The organism is Micromonospora sp. NPDC005205, from assembly GCF_040608275.1.
Lineage (GTDB): Bacteria > Actinomycetota > Actinomycetes > Mycobacteriales > Micromonosporaceae > Micromonospora.
Window position 1 is genome coordinate 41834 of sequence record NZ_JBEXHV010000005.1, and the last position, 18369, is coordinate 60202.

At 67.1% G+C, this 18369-nt stretch carries 14 protein-coding genes and 1 pseudogene; 6 read left to right on the forward strand and 9 right to left on the reverse strand.

Going from position 1 to position 18369, the window contains the following annotated elements:
- Positions 1 to 37: 37 nt before the first annotated feature.
- From ABZU43_RS11845 to ABZU43_RS11885, 9 genes are all read right to left on the reverse strand, one after another.
- Entirely contained in the window at positions 38 to 232 is a 195-nt protein-coding gene (locus ABZU43_RS11845) for a DUF397 domain-containing protein (RefSeq protein ID WP_355006497.1), read from the reverse strand.
- The gene (locus ABZU43_RS11850; protein WP_355006498.1) at positions 225 to 1106 is read right to left on the reverse strand and encodes a helix-turn-helix transcriptional regulator; all 882 of its coding nucleotides are present in this window, start codon (positions 1104 to 1106) and stop codon (positions 225 to 227) included. Before ABZU43_RS11850 ends, ABZU43_RS11845 begins: the two co-directional genes overlap by 8 nt.
- Positions 1107 to 1533: 427 nt before the next feature.
- Positions 1534 to 2037 carry a hypothetical protein gene (locus ABZU43_RS11855; protein ID WP_355006499.1) on the reverse strand — a complete coding sequence of 168 codons (504 nt, stop codon included), beginning with the start codon at positions 2035 to 2037 and terminating at the stop codon, positions 1534 to 1536.
- 275 nt (positions 2038 to 2312) lie between these two features.
- A complete protein-coding gene (locus tag ABZU43_RS11860; RefSeq protein WP_355006500.1) occupies positions 2313 to 3272 on the reverse strand; it encodes an NUDIX domain-containing protein in 960 nt (319 codons plus the stop codon).
- Positions 3199 to 3774, reverse strand: a complete 576-nt coding sequence (locus tag ABZU43_RS11865; protein WP_355006501.1) for a hypothetical protein — start codon at positions 3772 to 3774, stop codon at positions 3199 to 3201. The genes ABZU43_RS11860 and ABZU43_RS11865 overlap by 74 nt, the downstream gene beginning before the upstream one ends.
- On the reverse strand, positions 3771 to 4694 hold the full coding sequence (locus ABZU43_RS11870) for a radical SAM protein (RefSeq protein ID WP_355006502.1): 924 nt from the start codon (positions 4692 to 4694) through the stop codon (positions 3771 to 3773). The genes ABZU43_RS11865 and ABZU43_RS11870 overlap by 4 nt, the downstream gene beginning before the upstream one ends.
- Before the next feature lie 14 nt (positions 4695 to 4708).
- Positions 4709 to 7372, reverse strand: a complete 2664-nt coding sequence (locus ABZU43_RS11875) for a TIR domain-containing protein (RefSeq protein WP_355006503.1) — start codon at positions 7370 to 7372, stop codon at positions 4709 to 4711.
- A 156-nt stretch (positions 7373 to 7528) separates the two neighbouring features.
- Entirely contained in the window at positions 7529 to 7732 is a 204-nt protein-coding gene (locus ABZU43_RS11880) for a DUF397 domain-containing protein (RefSeq protein ID WP_355006504.1), read from the reverse strand.
- A complete protein-coding gene (locus ABZU43_RS11885) occupies positions 7725 to 8612 on the reverse strand; it encodes a helix-turn-helix transcriptional regulator (protein WP_355006505.1) in 888 nt (295 codons plus the stop codon). Before ABZU43_RS11885 ends, ABZU43_RS11880 begins: the two co-directional genes overlap by 8 nt.
- 222 nt (positions 8613 to 8834) lie before the next feature.
- On the opposite strand from ABZU43_RS11885, the gene ABZU43_RS11890 reads away from it, so the two are divergent.
- The 6 genes and pseudogenes from ABZU43_RS11890 to ABZU43_RS11915 all read left to right on the forward strand — a co-directional run bounded on the left by ABZU43_RS11890 (position 8835) and on the right by ABZU43_RS11915 (position 18204).
- On the forward strand, positions 8835 to 9137 hold the full coding sequence (locus ABZU43_RS11890; RefSeq protein ID WP_355006506.1) for a DivIVA domain-containing protein: 303 nt from the start codon (positions 8835 to 8837) through the stop codon (positions 9135 to 9137).
- A pseudogene (locus tag ABZU43_RS11895) lies at positions 9134 to 9384 on the forward strand (hypothetical protein). The gene ABZU43_RS11890 and the pseudogene ABZU43_RS11895 overlap by 4 nt, the downstream one beginning before the upstream one ends.
- Before the next feature lie 465 nt (positions 9385 to 9849).
- Positions 9850 to 13113 carry a type ISP restriction/modification enzyme gene (locus tag ABZU43_RS11900; RefSeq protein ID WP_355006507.1) on the forward strand — a complete coding sequence of 1088 codons (3264 nt, stop codon included), beginning with the start codon at positions 9850 to 9852 and terminating at the stop codon, positions 13111 to 13113.
- A 395-nt stretch (positions 13114 to 13508) separates the two neighbouring features.
- On the forward strand, positions 13509 to 15008 hold the full coding sequence (locus ABZU43_RS11905) for a hypothetical protein (RefSeq protein ID WP_355006508.1): 1500 nt from the start codon (positions 13509 to 13511) through the stop codon (positions 15006 to 15008).
- Positions 15005 to 17491, forward strand: a complete 2487-nt coding sequence (locus ABZU43_RS11910; RefSeq protein ID WP_355006509.1) for a hypothetical protein — start codon at positions 15005 to 15007, stop codon at positions 17489 to 17491. Before ABZU43_RS11905 ends, ABZU43_RS11910 begins: the two co-directional genes overlap by 4 nt.
- A gap of 29 nt (positions 17492 to 17520) precedes the next feature.
- Complete coding sequence (locus ABZU43_RS11915; protein WP_355006510.1) at positions 17521 to 18204, forward strand: hypothetical protein; 684 nt, start codon at positions 17521 to 17523, stop codon at positions 18202 to 18204.
- Positions 18205 to 18369: the final 165 nt, after the last annotated feature.

Below are 18369 nucleotides of genomic sequence, written 5' to 3' on the forward strand. Positions count from 1 at the left end.
GCAGGCATGCAGGGCGCGCTCCCATCTGGTGTAGGACTCAGTGCTCGGATCTGGTGGAGCGGACGAAGCTGGTCCAGGCGGCGGGGGAGAAGGTCAGGGCGGGCCCGGCCGGGTCCTTGCTGTCGCGTACGGCGACGAAGCCGCGCAGGTTGTCGGCAACCTCCACGCAATCGCCGCCGTTGCTGCCGCTGCGGGTGCTCTTGCGCCACTGGGCGTCAATCAAATCAGCCATGGTGGACCTCTCCGATGATCTTATTGATGAGCTGGCTCGATTGTGCCTCATCGAGGGTCAAGTCATCGAGGCTCGCCCACACCTGCTCATAGGCTGCGTACTCTTCGGCTCGGTCGAGGTACAGCGCTCCCGTCCACGACTCGCAGTAGACGACCGGCGGTTCGGGGGTGGTCCGGTTGCCGGGTGGGAAGTCGAGGATGACGAAGGTGCCCGCCTCAGCGCCTCGGTGTATTCCGGCAGTCAGCGGAAGGACTCGGACCGAGACATTAGGAATCTGCCCGACCTCCAGTAGGCGACGAAGCTGGTCGGCCATGGTTGCCGCATCGCCAACCCTGCGGAGCAGTGCTGCCTCGGCCAGGATCACTTCGAGTTTGGGCGCCCGAGGCAGTCGCCGATGGAGGAGGGTCTGCCGCTGCAGTCGTGCTTCAACCAAACGCTGGCGTTCCTCTTCCGTCACCTCGTGGCGGTGCTGGTAGATCGCCATGGCGTAGTCGCGCGTTTGGAGCAGTCCGGGGATGAGTGCTTCATCGAAGCGGCGGATGAAGGATGCGGCGGATTCCAGGCCGACGTAGAGCTCGAACCAGTCGGGGACGGCGTCGCCGTACGAGTGCCACCAGCCTTTGGCTTTGGTCTCGGCGGCCAGGGCGGCGAGGGCGCCGGTCAGGTCGGGCGTCGCCCCGTACAGGTCGCACAGGGCCTTGGCGTCCACCGAGCGGACCGGGCCGAGGCCGGTCTCGATGCGCCACAGCTTCTGCCGGCTGAACTGCATCGCCTCGGACGCGCCGTCCAGCGTCATCCGCGCCTCGGTGCGTAGGTCGCGCAGCGCTCGCCCGAGCTGCCGTCGCGGCACTGTCGATCCCATGTCGTCGGCCATCGGCTCCCGCCCTCTCCGTGTTGCATTTTGTTACATCAGGACACCATCGGTGAAACGAGTGATCGTTGCCTTCAAGAATCGATTTCTATAGGCGCTGACACGCGCGATCACTAGGCCTCTGACCATACAAGACACCCCCGACATGAGCCATCAGCGCGCAATTCCCACGCGCTGTCTGCCGGCGTACTGTCGGGGGTGGAATGGTTTGGGTGAGCTTTAGAGTTCGTGGCGGGTTCGGGTCAGGCCGCACGCGACCAGCATGCCCAGGGTCATTGCGTGAGCACAGGCAGACGAGTTGACGCCGAGGCTCGGTACGTCGGCGCATCGCGTAGGCCAGAGCCCGTACGAATGCGCCGGCTTGCCGCGTGGATAACCAAATTCTACGAGAGAGCGGCGTGCGGGGCGAATTGCGCGGTGCGGTCGCCGGTCACAACGAGACGACGACCGGTTGCACCTGAACGTTCTTTGTCAGCTGCTGCGGCGAGGGGACCGGCGTGCTGATGTTGACGGACAGGTTGTAGCCGTAGATGGCGACTCCGTCGAGGTGGTTCGCGCCCGGCCAGTTCGACTCCAGGCGGACCGCCATCTGCGTGGGAAAGTTGGTGACCTTCTCGGCGCACGAGCGGATCAGGACCACGCTCGGTGTGGCAGCCAAGTGGGTGGCCAGCATCCGGGCCAGCTTCTTGTAGGTCCAACCCCAGTCCTTCGCGCCCGCCTCGGCGTCACCGATCTCCTCGTCGTTGCCGTGCGCGCGGATGCACAGTGGCTCACCTGCCTGCACCCCGGCCAGGTAGGTGGCCAACTGCCGATCGGCCTGGGCCTGCGTGAGCCCGGCGTCGATGGGCAGGAGGGCGCCCCACACGGCCGCCCCCGACTCGGCTCCCTCGGATTGACGGCGGGTGTTCGGGTCCTGGGTCGCCACGATGAACATGACATGCACCTCCGGGCTCGCTGCCTAATTGGGCGGACGGGAAAAGGTTAGCCCGGTGAGCGAAGAGGCGCGCTGTCGTCTATCCGGCCCGAATTGTCGTGGTCGTATGTCGGACAAATTTCGGCCCGCTATTGTGGACAGGGTCGACTGAACTCGGTCATCGATCCGCAATTCCTGCAGCCCGGTCTGCGAGATATATTGTGCCCCCTGACGTGGGCCGAAATCTGGGCCAGACCTGATCGTTACGAGGTCGCGGTGGTGATCGGTCGCCCGGATCACAGCTCGAACAAGACCTCTTGCTTGGCGCCGTGCGTGTCGAGGGGCTCTCCGATGCCCGGCGTGTAGAGGTGCGCGTCCTGCATGAAGAGTCGCCGGAATTCGTCGTCCTTGACGAGGCGTCGCAGCAGTGCCTTGCTGACGATCTGAAGGTCGTCGCCATTGGACAACAGGCCCAGTATCCATTCGACCGGCAGGTCGCCGCCAACGCCGGTGACGTAGTAGTTCTGCCGCAGCTTCCGCCGGATGAGCTGCTGGAACTTCTTGATGCCCTCGTCAACGGTCGGATAGCTTAAGCGCTGTGACGGGCGAGCCAGCCGCTGCCGGTCACTCCATGTCGAAGCGACGGTGCTTCGAGCTTGGTCACAGAGCAGCAGCGCGGTGTAGGCGCGATTGTGGTGATGGTCCGGGTCGAGCAGTGCCATGTCGACCTTCAGGACGGAGGCGCCGGTGCTCCCCCCGAAGTGCGCGTTGAAGGGTGTCGTCGCGATTCCGCTGAGGGCGAGTCTGGACGGTTCGAACAGCGGCCTCGGCAGCGCATCGATCGAAAAGTAGTCGAGTGCCGAGAAACGCTCCTCAGGTACGACCCGATGCGTGCCGAGCGTCGACTCGAACAGCACAGGCACGTGGGCATAGGGAATTTCTGTGCCATAGGTGAAAAATGTCGGCCCGATGACTGCGGCCTGCCCGAGCAGGCCAGTCTCCTCAAGAAGCTCCCGCCGCGCCGTCTCGACCGGGGACTCGTTCCATTCGACATGCCCGCCGGGCAGGGCCCACTGCCCTTCGCCTGCCGTGCGGTACCGCAGGCCGAGAAGGACCCGCGCGGCGGCCGCATGCTGCGGGCGTTGCAGCACGATGCACTGCACGCCGCAGTAGAACTCCTGGTTAGTGTTCTGTGCTGGCATCCCGGCCACAGTGAACCGCCCTGTCCCAGATCTTGACAACGGCATCCGCCACATCGTCGGCTGTCTGCCCGGTCGTGTCGATCACGTGAGTGTTCGGGCCGGACTGCAGCCGCTGCGCGACGGCCGTTCGAAAAGACTCGCTCTCGTTGAGCGCCTGTTCGAAGGGGTCGAGGGGCACGGATCGACTGCTGAGGCGGGCACGTCTGCTCTGCTCGTCGGCGGTGAGGTAGAACGTGAGCGTCGGGGCCGGAAGTGGCAGATTGCGCAGGATCTGGGCGGCCTCCCCGGCCACGTGAAGGTGTAGCGCATGGGCCGACGCGACATACCGGTCGGCGATCACGAGCACATCCGGCTGGGCCGCGGCATCCGTCGCGGCGATCGCGCTCAGGTAGTAGAGATACCGTGCGAGCGAGTCGTGACGACGGAACAGAGTTGTTGTTTTCAGTAGCAGTTCGGGAGGTGGCAGGCCGATGTACGGCGCATCGAGTCGCGCGGCGAGAAGGCGGCACACAGTGGTCTTACCAACGCCGTCCAGACCCTCAACAGCAAGAATCACGAGCCGCTCCGGATCCTGGCCTTGCACGGTCGGGCAGAGGCCCGGTCCAGGACGCCGAGGACAGTCGATGGTGCGGGGTCCCCTAGCCGGTCCAGCCCTCGATTGACCATGCAGTTGTAGACAAACCCCTGCGGATCTATACGGGTGCCGGTCAGCCAGCAGAGGCCGAACGCGCAGAGGTAACGACAGTAACGGATCTCGACGCCGTCTACCCAGCACGCGAGGTTGGACTCCCCGAACTCGGGTGTCGCGACCAGCTCGACAGTAGTCCCCAGAGCCTGGTTGATCTGCCGCTCCACGTGCTCCACCGGCACCTGCGGGCGCGGCAGCATTTCGCCGACGCTGTTCACCGTGCCGTACTCGTCGACCTCGACATGCTCGAAAAACTTGATCGACATCCCGTTTGTGACTGCAAAGCGCGTCAGGTCACCGAGTTGATTCCGGTTATACCGGGTCACTACGGTGTTCAGGTCGACAAGAAGTCCGAGCGCCCGCGCCGAAGCCACCAGATCCTGAATCCGGAATGGTGCCGCCAGCCTGCCGGGCGACGGCCGCGGCTTTGTGTCGTCGAGGGAATCTATGCCGAGGCGCAGCTTCCGGAGGCCTCTGTGAGCGAGGATCTCAAGTTGCGCCGGGCGTGCCAGGACACCGTTGGACACCATCGTGACGTGATCGGCGAAGGTGTCGGCGAGCCCGATGATCTCGGCCAAGTCCGGGTGGAGCAATGGCTCGCCGCCGCTGATGGTGACCTCCGACGCCCGCAGCGAGGCTGCGTCGAGTGCGCCGCTGATCACCTCGACCTGCTCCGGAGAGATGAAGGTCTCTTCTTTGGCCTGACCTTCGTTGTGGCAGTAGAAGCAGTCGAGATTGCATTTCGCGGTGACGATCAGGCGGATCTTTTCGTTGGCTAGCGTGGGCATGGGATGTGGTCCCTTCAGTCGAAGGGTGTGGGCCACTGACTCGTGTAGTAAGGATTACTCCATGGCGGGGCCGCGCACCAGGCCAGGAAGCGCGGATCGGCAGAGGACCGCGACAGGTGGTAACGCGCCGGTGGTGGAAGTATCGCGGACCACCAGTTGGATCCACTGAAGTCAGCCAGCTCGACGTTCCTACATGACCGGAAGTCGGCGAGTAGCAACTCGCAGTCAATGAGCCGCCACGCCTGGACGTCCTGAGCACCCAGGTGGGCGCGCTGCAGTCGACAGTCGATCGCCGTCAGACTGCCGGTCATGGCAGGAGGCAGGTCCAGTGAGGCGACATAGGCCCGCGTAGTGGCGTCGATCTGGTCCCACGCGCCGTCGTTGACCCCATCCCAGACGTCCGCGAGGTACTGCTCGGCCTGGTCATGACGGGCGCTCAGGCACGCGTGTAACGCTGCCGCATTCCCGTCCATCATCTTGGTGGTCGCTCCGGTCACCGCGATATCGAGGATGTCTTCGTAGCGCCACGAGCTGTCGTGCGGCAACAGCTCCGCGAGGGTCGACTCAGCCGAGGCCCGCAGTGGCAGCCCGGAGGCCCACGACCGAGCGGTCAGCCAGATGCGACTCCCGCCCCGGTACGCGCTGCGTTCGGTGGCTGGAACTTCATTCAGCATCCGGACGAGGTCGGGCAGCGAGCGCCGCATCGCGTGCAACAGCGCTTCTTCGACTGCGGCAGCTACTTGCGGTCCGATCGTCCGTACCTCGGAATGGTCCGGGCCCTGCAAGGACAGGTCGCGGAAGACGAGCAGCTGATCTGGGGAGAGGTGTGCACGCAGCGTAGCGAGAACGGGACCCAGGTATCCCATCGCGCTGAAGTCTGTGCCGGCGAGGGAGGTCAGTTTCCGGTCGACTTGGGTGGTCAGGTCGCCCGGATCGTATAAATCCCTCAGGGTGTCGAGGACGGAAGTGCGCAGCGGCGTGATGATCGGAGTGGTGGTGCGCTCGCCGATGACACTACGCAAAACCCGGGCGGCCGCGAGGTCGGCCCACGCCGGCGAGTCTGGCTCCACGTGCTCGGCCTCCCAACGCAACGGACCGCCGATCTGGGCGCGCAGGTGCGCGCGGTCGAACCGATCGCCTAGCAGGTGAGCGAGCTGTTCCAGGCCAAGGACGAACAGTTCGCCCCGCAGTGTAAGTGCTCCCACCAGCTCCCACATAGCACGGCGCGCGTCCCGGTCAAGTGAACCGTTGCCTGCCTCGATCCACCGCGCCGCCAATATGTCACGGATGCGAGACGGGGTCGCGTGCGGCCACTGTTCAGACGTGTTGGAGGCCATGGCCAGGACTCCGGCCCGGCGAAGCGAGACATCACGAAATTCGTCGGCGTCGAGGCCGAGCTCACCGCAGAGTGTCGTGAGTTCCTCGTCCGAATATGTACGGAGATAGTGAGCCTCAAACGGCACGTCGGGCATAGCCTTGTTGAGCATCACCTCCGGTGGCAGTCGGTAGACTTCGGTGAAGCCCACTCGCCAGTCCGTGCTGAGCGCGAGGATCAGGCGGGACAGCCCTGCCGAGAAGAGCGCGGGTAGCACCCGGTCGAAGATGTCGAAAGCGGCCCGAAATCGTTCACCCTCCGTGATTCGATCAAGGTGGTCGATGAAGACGACAGATGCTGCCGGCTGCGTCAGCAGGGCTTGGTGCCAGTCGATCAGAGACAGATCGAGGTAACGAACTTCATCGCCCTGGTCGCGATAGTCCATGACCAGCTTTCGCAGCAGCGTTGATTTCCCTGATTCGTCGATCCCGACGAGCACGTCGATCCGGCGGTGACGACTATCGGCGAGTCCGGCCAGGAACTGGCCGACATCCACGTACTTCTCACTGGGAATCGGGAGCAACCGTCGAGGGGCACCATCCGGTGGCGGTACCGAGCGCGGTGGTTGCTCGGCGTCAGTGAGCTCACGCAGCAGGCGTACGAAGTCCGTGCTGGGCAGCCGTCCGCCCGTCACATCTTCATGCTGGATGCGGCTGAGACCAAACGTGACGTCGCCCTTGAGTAGCAGTGGCAAGAGCGGCTTGCCTTGGGCCCGCGCTCGATCAACCTCAGCGTTCACCCAATCCGACTCCTCTGCCGAGGGGGACATGACCAGGACAATCACGGCTGCTGTATCAATTCTTTCCTTGAGGACCTGGTCCCATCGGGTCCCGTTGGGGATCTGGTCGTCCATCCATACGTCGATGTGGAGCTCACGAAGGAATGCGACGAGCCGTCGGACGTACCCGATGTCGCTGCGGGAGTAGCTGACGAACGCGTGTCGTCTTGGGCTGGATTCTGGGACGTCGGGCGCCGTAGGCCGTCGACGGGCATTCGCCGCGGCCCATAAGACGGCGGCCGTGGCAAGTGACAGGCCGCCCCCGGCGACTGCGAGATGCGCGCTCGTGGTGGCCGTGTTCGCGGCCAGTGCCAAGACGGCGACCAGTGCGGCAGCCGCCGCTCCGGCTACGCCAAGTCGGACTGTCCGGGACATCACGACCTCCACTCCGGGTATCGTGCTGGCTGGCCGGTCGAGACTGATTCGGTTTCGATTGGCGGGCGGCACAGATCTCAGATGCGGTCGGTCATCATTCGCGGCTGCCGACTGGCCGTGCGCGCCGGAACACAATGTCCAGGATGACATTGGCCGGCAACTCAGAAAATCCCGCAACGTGCGAAGCGATGCGCCGAACGTACGTGGTGTTGGACAAGTTCCACACCGACGGTCGTCACCTCGCCGAGTAGGTGTCCGGCGTCGTCTTCGACAGTGGCTCGCCAGTGGGCGGCGGTGAGGCCGGAGTTAGCTGGGGCGTCGTCCTCGTCCAGCGGTCGCAATGAAATCTGCCCATGCCTGGGCGGTGAAGGTGAGGGCCGGACCGGCCTGATCCTTGGAGTCGCGTACGGCAACGACGTCGGGCAGGTTGGTGGCGACCTCGACGCAGTCGCCGCCGTTGTCGCCGCTGCGGGTGCTCTTGCGCCAGACGGCGCCGGTCAGGTCAGTCATGCCGCATCTCCCCAGCGATCCGCTTGATCATGTCAGTCGATTCTGCCTCGCCGAGGGCCAGCGCATCCAGCCCTCGCCAGACGCGTTGGTAGGCGGCCAACTCGTCAGGCTTATCGAGGTAGAGCGCCCCGGTCAACGACTCGCTGTAGACGACGGACGGCTCCGGCGCGGCGCGGCCACCCTTGGTCGTCGGAAAGTCGAGGATGACGAACGATCCCGCGACCGCTCCGGGCTGGGGGCCTGCTGCCAGTGGCAGCACCCGGACGCTGATGTTCGGTAGCTCGGACAGCTTGATGAGGTGAGCGAGCTGTTCGGTCATGACCGGTGAGCCGCCAACGCCACGGCGGAGGACCGCCTCAGACAGCACGGACTCAAGCCTGGGAGCTGCTGGCAATCGCCGAGAGAGCAATGCCTGCCGTTGAAGTCGGACCTGTACGGCCCGCTCGCGTTCCTCCTCGCCCAGCATCCCGCCAAGGCGGTAGAGCGCGCGGGCGTACTCCTTGGTCTGCATGAGTCCAGGGATGAGCGACTCGTCATAACGGCGGAGGTGGGCGGCGGCGGATTCCAGGCCGACGTAGAGCTCGAACCAGTTCGGGACCGCATCGCCGTACGCGTGCCACCAGCCCTTCGACTTCGTCTCCGCGGCCAGCCCGCGCATCGCCTCGGTCATCTCGGGCGACACCCCGTACAGCTCGCACATCGCCTTGACGTCGAGAACCCGGACGGAGCCCTGGCCGCATTCGAGGCGCCAGATCTTCTGCCGGCTGTATTCGAGGGCTTCGGCGGCGGCGTCGAGCGTCACCCCGGCCTCGTTGCGGAACTGCCGCAGCAGCCTGCCGAGTTGCCGGCGCGGCACAGTCGATCCGATGTCGTCAGGCATCCGCACACTCCCTGGTTCCAACACGCAACACTGCGTGACCTGCTCCTGCAACTCCTACGGGTTTCAGCAAAGAAAGTCAATGCACAACAGCGAAATTGCGGTTTAGAACGTTGCGTTTCCACTGCGGACTGTCGCAGGCTGATCACAGCACGGCCGGCCGGTCCCCCCGAACGGCCGCCGTGCATTTCCGAAGATCCCTGGAGGGCAGGAAGGCAGGCAGACATGAACGCCAGAAACCAGCGACCAGGGACGGCGAGCGGTGGTGCGACCTACCGCTCCGGCGCGTACAACAGTCTGTTGCCGTGGCAGGTGCGTGAGCGCCGCTTCCCGCCGGTCGGGTTCGGACGTCGCGGTCTGAACCCCGACGACGTGTACGCCTTCCTCGACCGGGTCGCCGTCGACATGGCCGCCGTCTACGCCGCTCTCGCCGAGAGCCGCCGCGAGACCGCCCGGATCAAGGCCGGCCTACGTCGCTGGCAGACCGATCAGACCCGCGCCCACAACGAGCGGGACCAGGCCCGATGAGCCAGCGGTACGTCATCCACCTGCCGGTCGTTCCACCGACCTGTCTGCCGCGCAACGCCTGGCCCGGGTCATCGGCCGGTGGATGCTGGTGCTGCCGATGACCGACCCGGGGGAGACCACCGTCTCCGAAGAGGACCATCAGCTCGTCCGGCACCGGGTCTTCTGTGACCTGCGCATGCCAGCCGGCCGGCGGTGCCTGCTCCGAGAGGGCCATGAGGGCGCCTGCTCGCGCCGCCTGCGCCGCTGAGAGGTGCGAAGCCGGAGATATGCGGAGCTTCTGGTCCACGATGGACCTTGGTACGCGGGTCCGGCGCACCCGCGCAAAGACGAACTGCTCCATCTCATGCGAGCGCGACCTGTCGAGGGCGGGCGAAATCCTCCGTAGGTACTCCTTCAGCGCGTCGTACTCGGCGCGGTTCAACTGCGCCAGGCCCGCCGCCTACGCCGCTGATAGCCGATCCAACCCGAGATACCTGCGGCGCGGGTGCGCGTGCTGTTACTACTGATCAGGGCATAGGCGGTACCGATCCTACGAGCCGCAATCACGCATCGCCATCGATCGATTGCAGGATGTACTCGGCGTGAAGCGCCGGTAATCCTGAAGGGCCAGCCAACGGCTGCAGGGGGATTCATGGGTAGTCCCGCACGTCGCCGTCATACGCCTTCCAGTGAGCGTCAGCTACGGCTGGTGCCAGATCCCACCACCCAGGCAGTGGCTGCCTTCGGTGCCCGAGTCGCCGAGAAGACCGGTCGGGGTGGTGATCCCGAAGATCAGTTACGCAGTCCTCTGGAAGAGTTGCTTCGTCGTATGGGCCGGCACCTGGGAGTCGACGCGGTTCCCTACGGAGAGGTCCGGCTCGACGTGGTGCGCGCGCGCCCCGACTTCGCTGTGGACGTCGGCGGAGTTCGCGTGGGGTACGTCGAACTGAAGGCCAACGGGCGCGGGGTCCCCTCGACCTGGCGTCGCCCCACAAAGCGTGAGCGCCTGCAGTGGGAGAAGCTCAAGGCCCTACCGAACGTCCTCTATTCCGACGGCGTTGCCTGGGCGCGATACACCTACGGAGAACTGGCCGGCTCCGTCGTCCATCTGGAAGGCGACCTCTCCGGCGGTCGGCGCCCGCTGCGGGCGACCGGGCCGGAGTTCGAAGCCCTGATCCAGGAGTTTCTGCTGTGGCAGCCCGAACAGCCGCGAACGCTGGCCCAGCTGATCCGAATCGTCGCCGGGCTGTGCCGGCTGCTGCGAGACGAGGTCGGTGCGATCCTCGCGGACCCCACCCGCGATGTGGCCCACGAGGAGTTGTCGCTGCTCGCAGACGACTGGCGCGAGCTACTTTTCCCCGATCTGGACGACGCCGGATTCGCGGACGCCTACGCTCAGACCGTCACATTCGCACTTCTCCTCGCGCGCGTCGACGGGATCGTCTTCGACGAGACCCCGCTCCACGAGATCGCACGTCTGCTCGGCAAGAAGCACTCGCTCATGGGCCGGGCACTGGCGGTGCTGACCGACAACGACGCAGCCTACGAGCTGCGCATGATCGACACTTTGTCGCGGGTTATCGGTTGTGTCGACTGGAGCAGCATCGAAAATGGGCGGCGCGATATCCACGCCGACTTGTACGAGCGCTTCCTGTCCACCTACGACCCCACGCTGCGGCGGCGCAGCGGTTCCTTCTACACACCACAGCCCGTGGCGGGTGCTGTCGTCGACTTTGTTGACGAGATTCTGCGTGACCGTTTTGATCGCGCGTGGGGGTTCGCCGCCCACGATGTCACTGTCGTGGATCCCGCCATGGGTACCGGAACCTTCCTCGTTGAGGTGTTACGAGCGGTCTCGGCGACGATCGACGCCAAGCAGGGCGCGGGTGCGCGGGGCCCACGGCTGCGACAGTTCTTTCAACAGCGCCTCGTTGGCTTCGAGATCCAGGCCGCGCCCTACGCCGTAACCGAACTTCGGCTGCATCAGGCGATGAAGGCGCAGTTCCGCACCGAACTTCCCTCATCCGAGTACCGGTTCCTCACCGACGCGCTGGAAGATCCCGATACTCAGCAGGGCCGGCTGCGGGCGGCGTACCGGGTCATCGAACGCTCTCGCCTGGAGGCGAACCGGATCAAGCGTGAGATGCCGGTCATGGTTGTGGTGGGCAACCCTCCGCACGTGGAGAACACGCGAGGCCGAGCACCGTGGATCGAAGAGCGGCGGAAGGCTCCCCTCCTTCCGGGGACCCGTCCGGATCGGCCCTCACTCGACGAATTTCGGGTGCCTGGCGGAGGCCGCTACGAGTCGGACCTCTACGGGCTGCCGTGGTGCTTCTGGCGCTGGGCGTTGTGGAAGGCCTTCGAGGCCCACCCCGGGGAGCCGCAGGGGATCGTGGCCTTCGTGACGCCGTCGAGCTTCGTCAAGGGCAAGTCCTTCGAGGGTATGCGGGAGTACCTCCGGCGGACCTGCGACGAAGGGTGGATCATCGAGCTTTCTCCTGAGGGGAACCGGCCGCAGCAGCACACCCGCCTCTTCGGGCCGGAGGTGGGGCGGCAGCTGTGCGTTGCGGTGTTCGCCCGCTACGGCCAGGGTGACCGGACAACTCCGGCAACGGTCAGGACGGTCGCCCTGGCCGGCGCGCGGGAAGACAAGCTCCGGCGGTTGCAGGAGCTGTGCCTCGCCGACCCGGGATGGCAGCGGTGCCGCGCGGACTGGCGGGAACCGTTTCTGCCGGAGTCCGACACCGACTGGCATCGCTACCCGGGGTTGAAGCAGCTCTTTCCCGAGTCGTCCCGCGGCGTCACGGCAGGGAGGACCTGGATCTACTCCCCAGACGCCGACACCCTCGGCCGCCGCTGGCGCAAGTTCATCCAAGCCCGGGAGGACCTCCGTCGCCGGATGCTGCCCGAGTCCCCGGACCTCACGCTCGACAGCGTCGTCCGTCCGCTGCCCGGGCTGCCGGAACCGGCCGGGCCGCTCGCGGCGGAGACGGGCCCAGCGCCGACGGCGGTAAGGGTCGCCTACCGCTCCTTCGACCGGCAGTGGGTGCTGCCGGACAGCCGGCTCATGGCGAGGCCACGGCCACCGCTGTGGGCAGTCCGGTCACCGCACCAGATCTACCTGACCGAGCAGAACAGCCAGCCGATCGACAGCGGTCCGGGTGTCACCTTCACCCAGCTGATACCCGACCTGCACCACTACAATGGACGCAGCGGGCGGGTCTTCCCGCTCTACTGCGACACCTCGACCGACCGGCCCAACATCGTCCCAGAGCTGTGCGTAATGCTGACCGGAACGCTCGGTACCGAGGTGGCGGCCACCGATGTGATGGCCTACGTCGCCGCAGTCACCGCCCACCCCGGCTACACCGAGCGGTTTCGGGAGGAACTGCAGCACCCCGGCGTACGGGTGCCGCTGACCGCGGATACCGAACTCTGGGCCGCAGCGGTGTCGATCGGTCGTGAGGTGTTGTGGCTGCACACCTTCGGGCAGATCAGCCTGGGTGAGCGCCCGACCTCGTTCCGCGACTTCGTCGATGAGGCGGTGCCGAAGGTGCGGGCAGCGATACCGGACGAGCCGGGAGCCCTCCCCGACAGCATCTCCTGGGATACGGACAGCGAGACGTTGCTGGTCGGCAGCGGGCACATCGCTCCCGTTCACCGTCGAGTCTGGGAGTACGACGTCGGTGGGATGAGAGTTCTCCGGCACTGGTTCAACTATCGCTGCGCACACCAACGCCACCGACGTCGCTCCTCCCCGCTGGATGACGAGGAGCTGAACCGCTGGAGCAGCGACCTCACCGACGAGCTGCTGGAGATCCTCGCGGTGCTCGGCGGTTGCGTGGCTGCCGAACCGCGGCAGCTGGAGCTACTGGATCGCATCTGCGTCGGGCGGCTGATCTCCGTGGCAGACCTGGCGGCTAGCGGCGTCCTGCCGGTACAGGGAGCCGCCAAGCTCACCACGGTTGACGAAGGGCGTATCCCGAGGTTGTTCTGACGGCTTCCCGTCAATGCGCCCCCGACCGCTCGGGACACGTCACCAGGCGTAGCGGTGCTTGCGAAGCAGTCGCCGTGCCCTCTCCGGATCGGGACTCTCACCGACCCAGCCCTTCGTCGTGGGTGACGTCATAGCCGCTCTGGCGCAGCTTCGCCAACAGCTCGCCCGCCCGTGCCGACCCATCGGAATCGAGGATGTCGCCGCAGCGCGCCTTGGTGATTCGCTGTCTGCTCGGCGTTTACCACCACGGCCTCAGCAACCGCCGCCTACGCCGCTGACAACACAAGCATGTCGGCTATCCGTCACTTCGCTGGCCGCGTCGTGTCCGTCTGCTTCCGTAGCGCGATGGACCTCGTCGACCAGCCGAAGAACCCGGGGAAGCACTGGTGACCGCGATGCAGGGTCCAGCGTGGACGCTCAAACCCGACACTCCGGAGGACACCGGCCGCCAGCCGCTCGCCGTCGAGACTGTGATCGGCACGCACGCCGCAGGGCTGATTCCTGGCGTTATCACCACCACCCCCCACGCCCGTTACCTAGCCCTGCACGCCCGTCTCGCGATCGAGGCGCAGCGGCGTGGCTGGACAGACAAGGCGGACCTGGGACAGTTCCGCGCGCTGGTCCGCCGCGCTGAGGTCGTGCTGGGCGCGGTGTCGGTTACGCACGGCGAGAGCGGCGACGACCACCACCTACGGGCGGGATCCTTCGGGTCACACGGCGTGAACACGATTCGGCCCGAACTGGACCGGCAGCGTGCCGTCGATGTCGGTCGAGTGGCCGACGCGTATAGCCGAGTACCTGGCGGATATCTGCAGACGTACGCGGGGATTGAGACGGTGCTCGGTCTCACCGATGGGGGACGGATTCCCCTGCCCGGGCCGGCGGCCGACGCCGACCAGCTCGCTGCCCTCGACGAGGTGCTGAGCGTGTCGGAACGGGAGAGGCCGCTCTCCGTGGCGGACCTCGGTGCCCTGCGCCACCTGTGCGTCTGCACCATCGGCGACGCCCCCGACGGCACGTGCGTGCGGAACGCCTACTTCGTCGACCGCGGCCACCTCGATTACGCCAGAACCCATCGGCGCAGCGCTGCGCTGTTGGTGGGGGCGCTCACCGGCGAGCAGGTCGAGGCGGAGTCGATCGACATGTCCATGGATCGGTGGTGCTGCTTCCGGCCAGGGCTGCTGGAGTTGGTGGGCGAGGACCTGCACCCACATGCCCTCGTTTGGCGTGGTGCGCTTCTGCGTAACTGGTCGGTCTGGGCGTGGCGGCTGATCTGGGCGCGGTTGGTGTCGCCGTTGTCCAGCACCGGCACCCTTGAGCAGGCGATCGCCGATTTCGTCCGCGCTCTTCCGGACGCAACCGTCCGCGAGGCGCTCGTCGACGGCCTCCCTCCAGTGATCGACCACGCCGGCACCCCGCTGCCGGTCGAGCACGACTTGTACGACGACGCGCTCGACGCTGACGACTGGACTGTGCTCGGCATGCTGCAGCTGCTCGCCGTCGGCGCCCGACGGCTGGACCATCTCGACCCGGTGACCCGGGACGCCTTCGTCGGCACGTTCCCCGACGACCTGGGCCCCGGCTACGTCGTCGCGTGGCTCGATCGCGACGCCGAACGCCCGCTGGCCGATGCCGTCTCGGACCTCGCTGCCGCGCTGTTCCAACGCGCCGAATCGGTGAGCCGGCAAAAGATGCAGTGGACCCGGTATGGCCTGCGCCTGCCCACCCGCCTGCGCCGCGTCGGCGACCGGTGGCGCCTGGAAGGCCGGGAAGGCCGGGGGGCGGTCTCCCTCCGGCTGCCGACCTTCACCAACGTCATGCAGCAACTGGGTGTGGTTGCGCACGATGGCGGCACCTGGCGTCCCGGCCGGCACGCCACGGAGGTGACGTCGTGACGCCGTGGGAGAACCTGCGGGGAGCCGCCCCGCCGGCGCTGCTGCGCGGCCGACCGCTCGCCGACGCCGAAGAGGTTCTCGTCCTCACGTACACCTGTGACCTGTCCTTCTTCGAGGACGTCTGCCTGCGGGAGGCGCAGGCCGTCCGCGCCCGCACCACCATCCTGTACGACGCCGACGAGCTCACCCAGGGGCCCCGCCGGGCCGATTACCTGGCCCTACCGGTCGTCTGCAAGGGAGGCGGGGCCTTCCACCCGAAGCTCGTGGTGATCGCTTCCGAGACGGACGCCGTGGTTGCCATCGGGTCCGGCAACGCCACCCCGTCGGGCTGGCACCACAACGCGGAGGTCTGGACGCTGCTGCGCGGCGCAGGCCATACGGTGCCGCAACTGTTCCATGACCTCGCTACCTGGCTGAGTCGACTGCCCGCTGCGGTCTGGGTGGAGAACCTCGGTCGGGAACGCCTCGACCGAGTCGCGGCGCTGCTCACCGCCCGTCCGGCGGAGCAGGGCCCCGGCCAGCCGACGCTGGTGACGACGGCGGCGCGTCCGATCATCGAGCAGCTTCCGGTGCCGGGGACGCCCGTCACGTCGCTCGCGGTCGCCGCCCCGTTCTTCGACCCGCGGGCGGAGGCGCTGCGCCGGCTGGTCGACCGCTTCGGACCCGCCGAACTGCACCTTCTGCTCACCCGGGACGTCCAGTGCGACCCGGACGCCCTCGCCGGAGTGGTCAAACGCGCGCCGGCGGGCGTGGTCGCCACCCCGAAGAGCAGCCGCTACCATCACGCGAAGATCGTGGAGTGGAGAACGGCCGACCAGTCGTGGGCGCTGACCGGCAGCGCCAACTGCAGCATGGCCGCCCTGGTCAGGACCATGGCCACGCGTGGCAACTGCGAGCTCGGCCTGCTGACCGAGACGGCCCCGTTGATCGACACCGGAGCCGCCCACGAAGTGGACCTGGCGCAGCCGGCGGGTCTGCACGTACGGGAACCCGGCGAACGCGTCCCCTCGCAGGCGGCCCTCCGCGTGCTCGGGGTCCGCGTCGACGTCGAGCGGGTGGAGGCCACCGTTCTCGCCGACGCGGAGCTGGCCCCGGCATGGCTCATGGTCGACGGGCTGCGGCTCGACCACCAACACAGCGACGGCAAACTCCACCTCTACGCCGCTGCCCCGGCGGCCGACTGGTCTCTTTTGTCCGGTGGGCGCGCGACCGTACACATGGCGACCGACATGGGCGTCGAGATCCGCGACGTGGTGGTGACCGACGTGACTGCGGCGCTGTCGCGCATCGACCGCCCGTCCCCGCTGGAACACACGTCGCTGCCGCTCGTGATCGCCGACCAGGTACACCTGGCCGCGCTCGTCGAGGCACTCGCTCACCTGGCCTCGGTCCGCCCGGACCGCATCGCCACCCCGCCCGGCAGCAACCGGCGGCGCCAGGTCGAAGGTCGGATCACCGCGGCGGTCGGGCCGGCGCTGCTGCGTTTCGCCCTCGGCGTGGAAGGCCGGAGCCGGCCAACGCCGACCGACGAAGAGATCTTCGACGATCCGGACGAGGACAACGGCGCTTCGCGGCGGCCCGGCCAGGGGGAGCGGAGGACGACGGAGGGGGGTTCACCGGACCGGGCGGCGCCTGTCGCGACGGTGCTGGACGCGCTCACGCCAGGCCAGCGCACCCGGTTACGACGTGAGATCGAAGGACTGGTCGACGCGTCGGAGGGGTGGTCGCTGCCGGCGAAGCTGGCCGTCAGCCGGCTGGTGCTGACCTTGGTCGCCGGCGGGCTCTGGCTGGATCCGGCCGACTGGTCCGACCTCCTCTACTGGGTGGTGCTGCAACTCTGGATGACGGACCAGGAGGAGAGCCTGGACGACGAGCACGCGGCCCTCGCCACCATCGGGCTCGTGGCGCTGCGCAGCGGTCTCGACCGCGGGACCGAGCCGGACAGCGAACTCGTCGAGCAATTCGAGGAGCTACGGCAGGCGTATGTGGAATGGACCGAATGGCTCGCGGCGGTGCCGGTGGAGACGGTCCGCCGGTACGCGGCCGGCCTGGGCGGACACACCTTCGGTCTGCTGTTCGGGCAGACCGACTTCGTGGCCGAACTGGGCTGGATCCTGGGACGCACGGCGTTGCACGACGCGGTGGACCGGCTCACCGGTGCCCGGCTCGACAGTGGTTCCGTCGTCCGCGTCACCGGCGGCCGGACCACCCGTCAGGCGGTCATCGACGCCCTCGACGCCCTCCGCGACTTCCCCGACGTCCAAGTGGCGTCCGAGGGTGAGCCGGCGGTGCACGGCTGGTGGAACGGGAGACGCCTGCTGCTGGTCAGCCGGACGGGTGCCACGTGGCGGGCCGAGGCATGGTCGAACCTGATGACCGGTATCGCCGCCTACTCACGCGGCACGCCGTTGCGCCCACCTGACCGGCGCTGGACGGCGTACGGGCCGGACGACGCGTTCGGAAGTCAGACGACCAGCCCGTGAGCGAGCCAGTCGAAGGGAACCAGATGTCGATGAGGGGCCTCACGATCGCGGAGCGGGTGGTGCAGGAGTTGCTGCGCACCAGGACGCCGCTCGACGACGACGAACTTGCCCGACGGCTCGACGTGCAACCGCGGCAGACGATCAACCAGGTGTGCCGCCGGTTGGAACAGAGCCGTCGGCTCCGCAGATACGTCGGCCCTGCCGGCAAGATCGTGAACGAACTCCCGGGGGAGGGCGGCACGTCGACGCCGATCGTGCGGCAGGAAACTCGGCCGGCACCGACCGCCGGCGACAGCGCAGTGCAACGGCACGCCGAGAGCGTGATGCTCGGGCTGCTCGGCGTCCGACTGGGCTGCGCGCTGAACCCTCGGCGATTCCTGCTGGAGGACGGGTCCCGGGTCGAGGTCGACGGGGCGGACGAGAACCTGACCGTCCTCGTCGAGGCGTGGGCACACCAGGGGCCGCCGAAGTCCGCCCAGAAGCACAAGGTGCTCGCCGACGCCTTCCGCCTGATGTTCGTGGCCTCGTCGCTACCGAACCCGCCGCGCCTGGTGCTCTGCCTCTCCGACCCGAAGGCGGCCCACCATTTCACGACCGCGCGTTCCTGGGCTGCCGCGGCGCTGCGCGGGTTCGGGCTAGAAGTGGAGGTGGTTGAACTGCCAACGGAGGTGAGGTCGGAGATCCTTGCTGCCCAGCAGCGTCAGTACCGTTGAGCTCTGTGCATCGGACTTCGCGCCTTGGTGATTCGCCCGATGGGGATGAGGCAGGGTCACCCCCTGTCCCACCGGTGGGTACCGGTAGCCGGCGGCGCCCCGGGTAGCACGCTCAGGCGGCAGCGCGGCCGTCGTACGGCCGGGGCCATCTCCACCGGTCGGTTG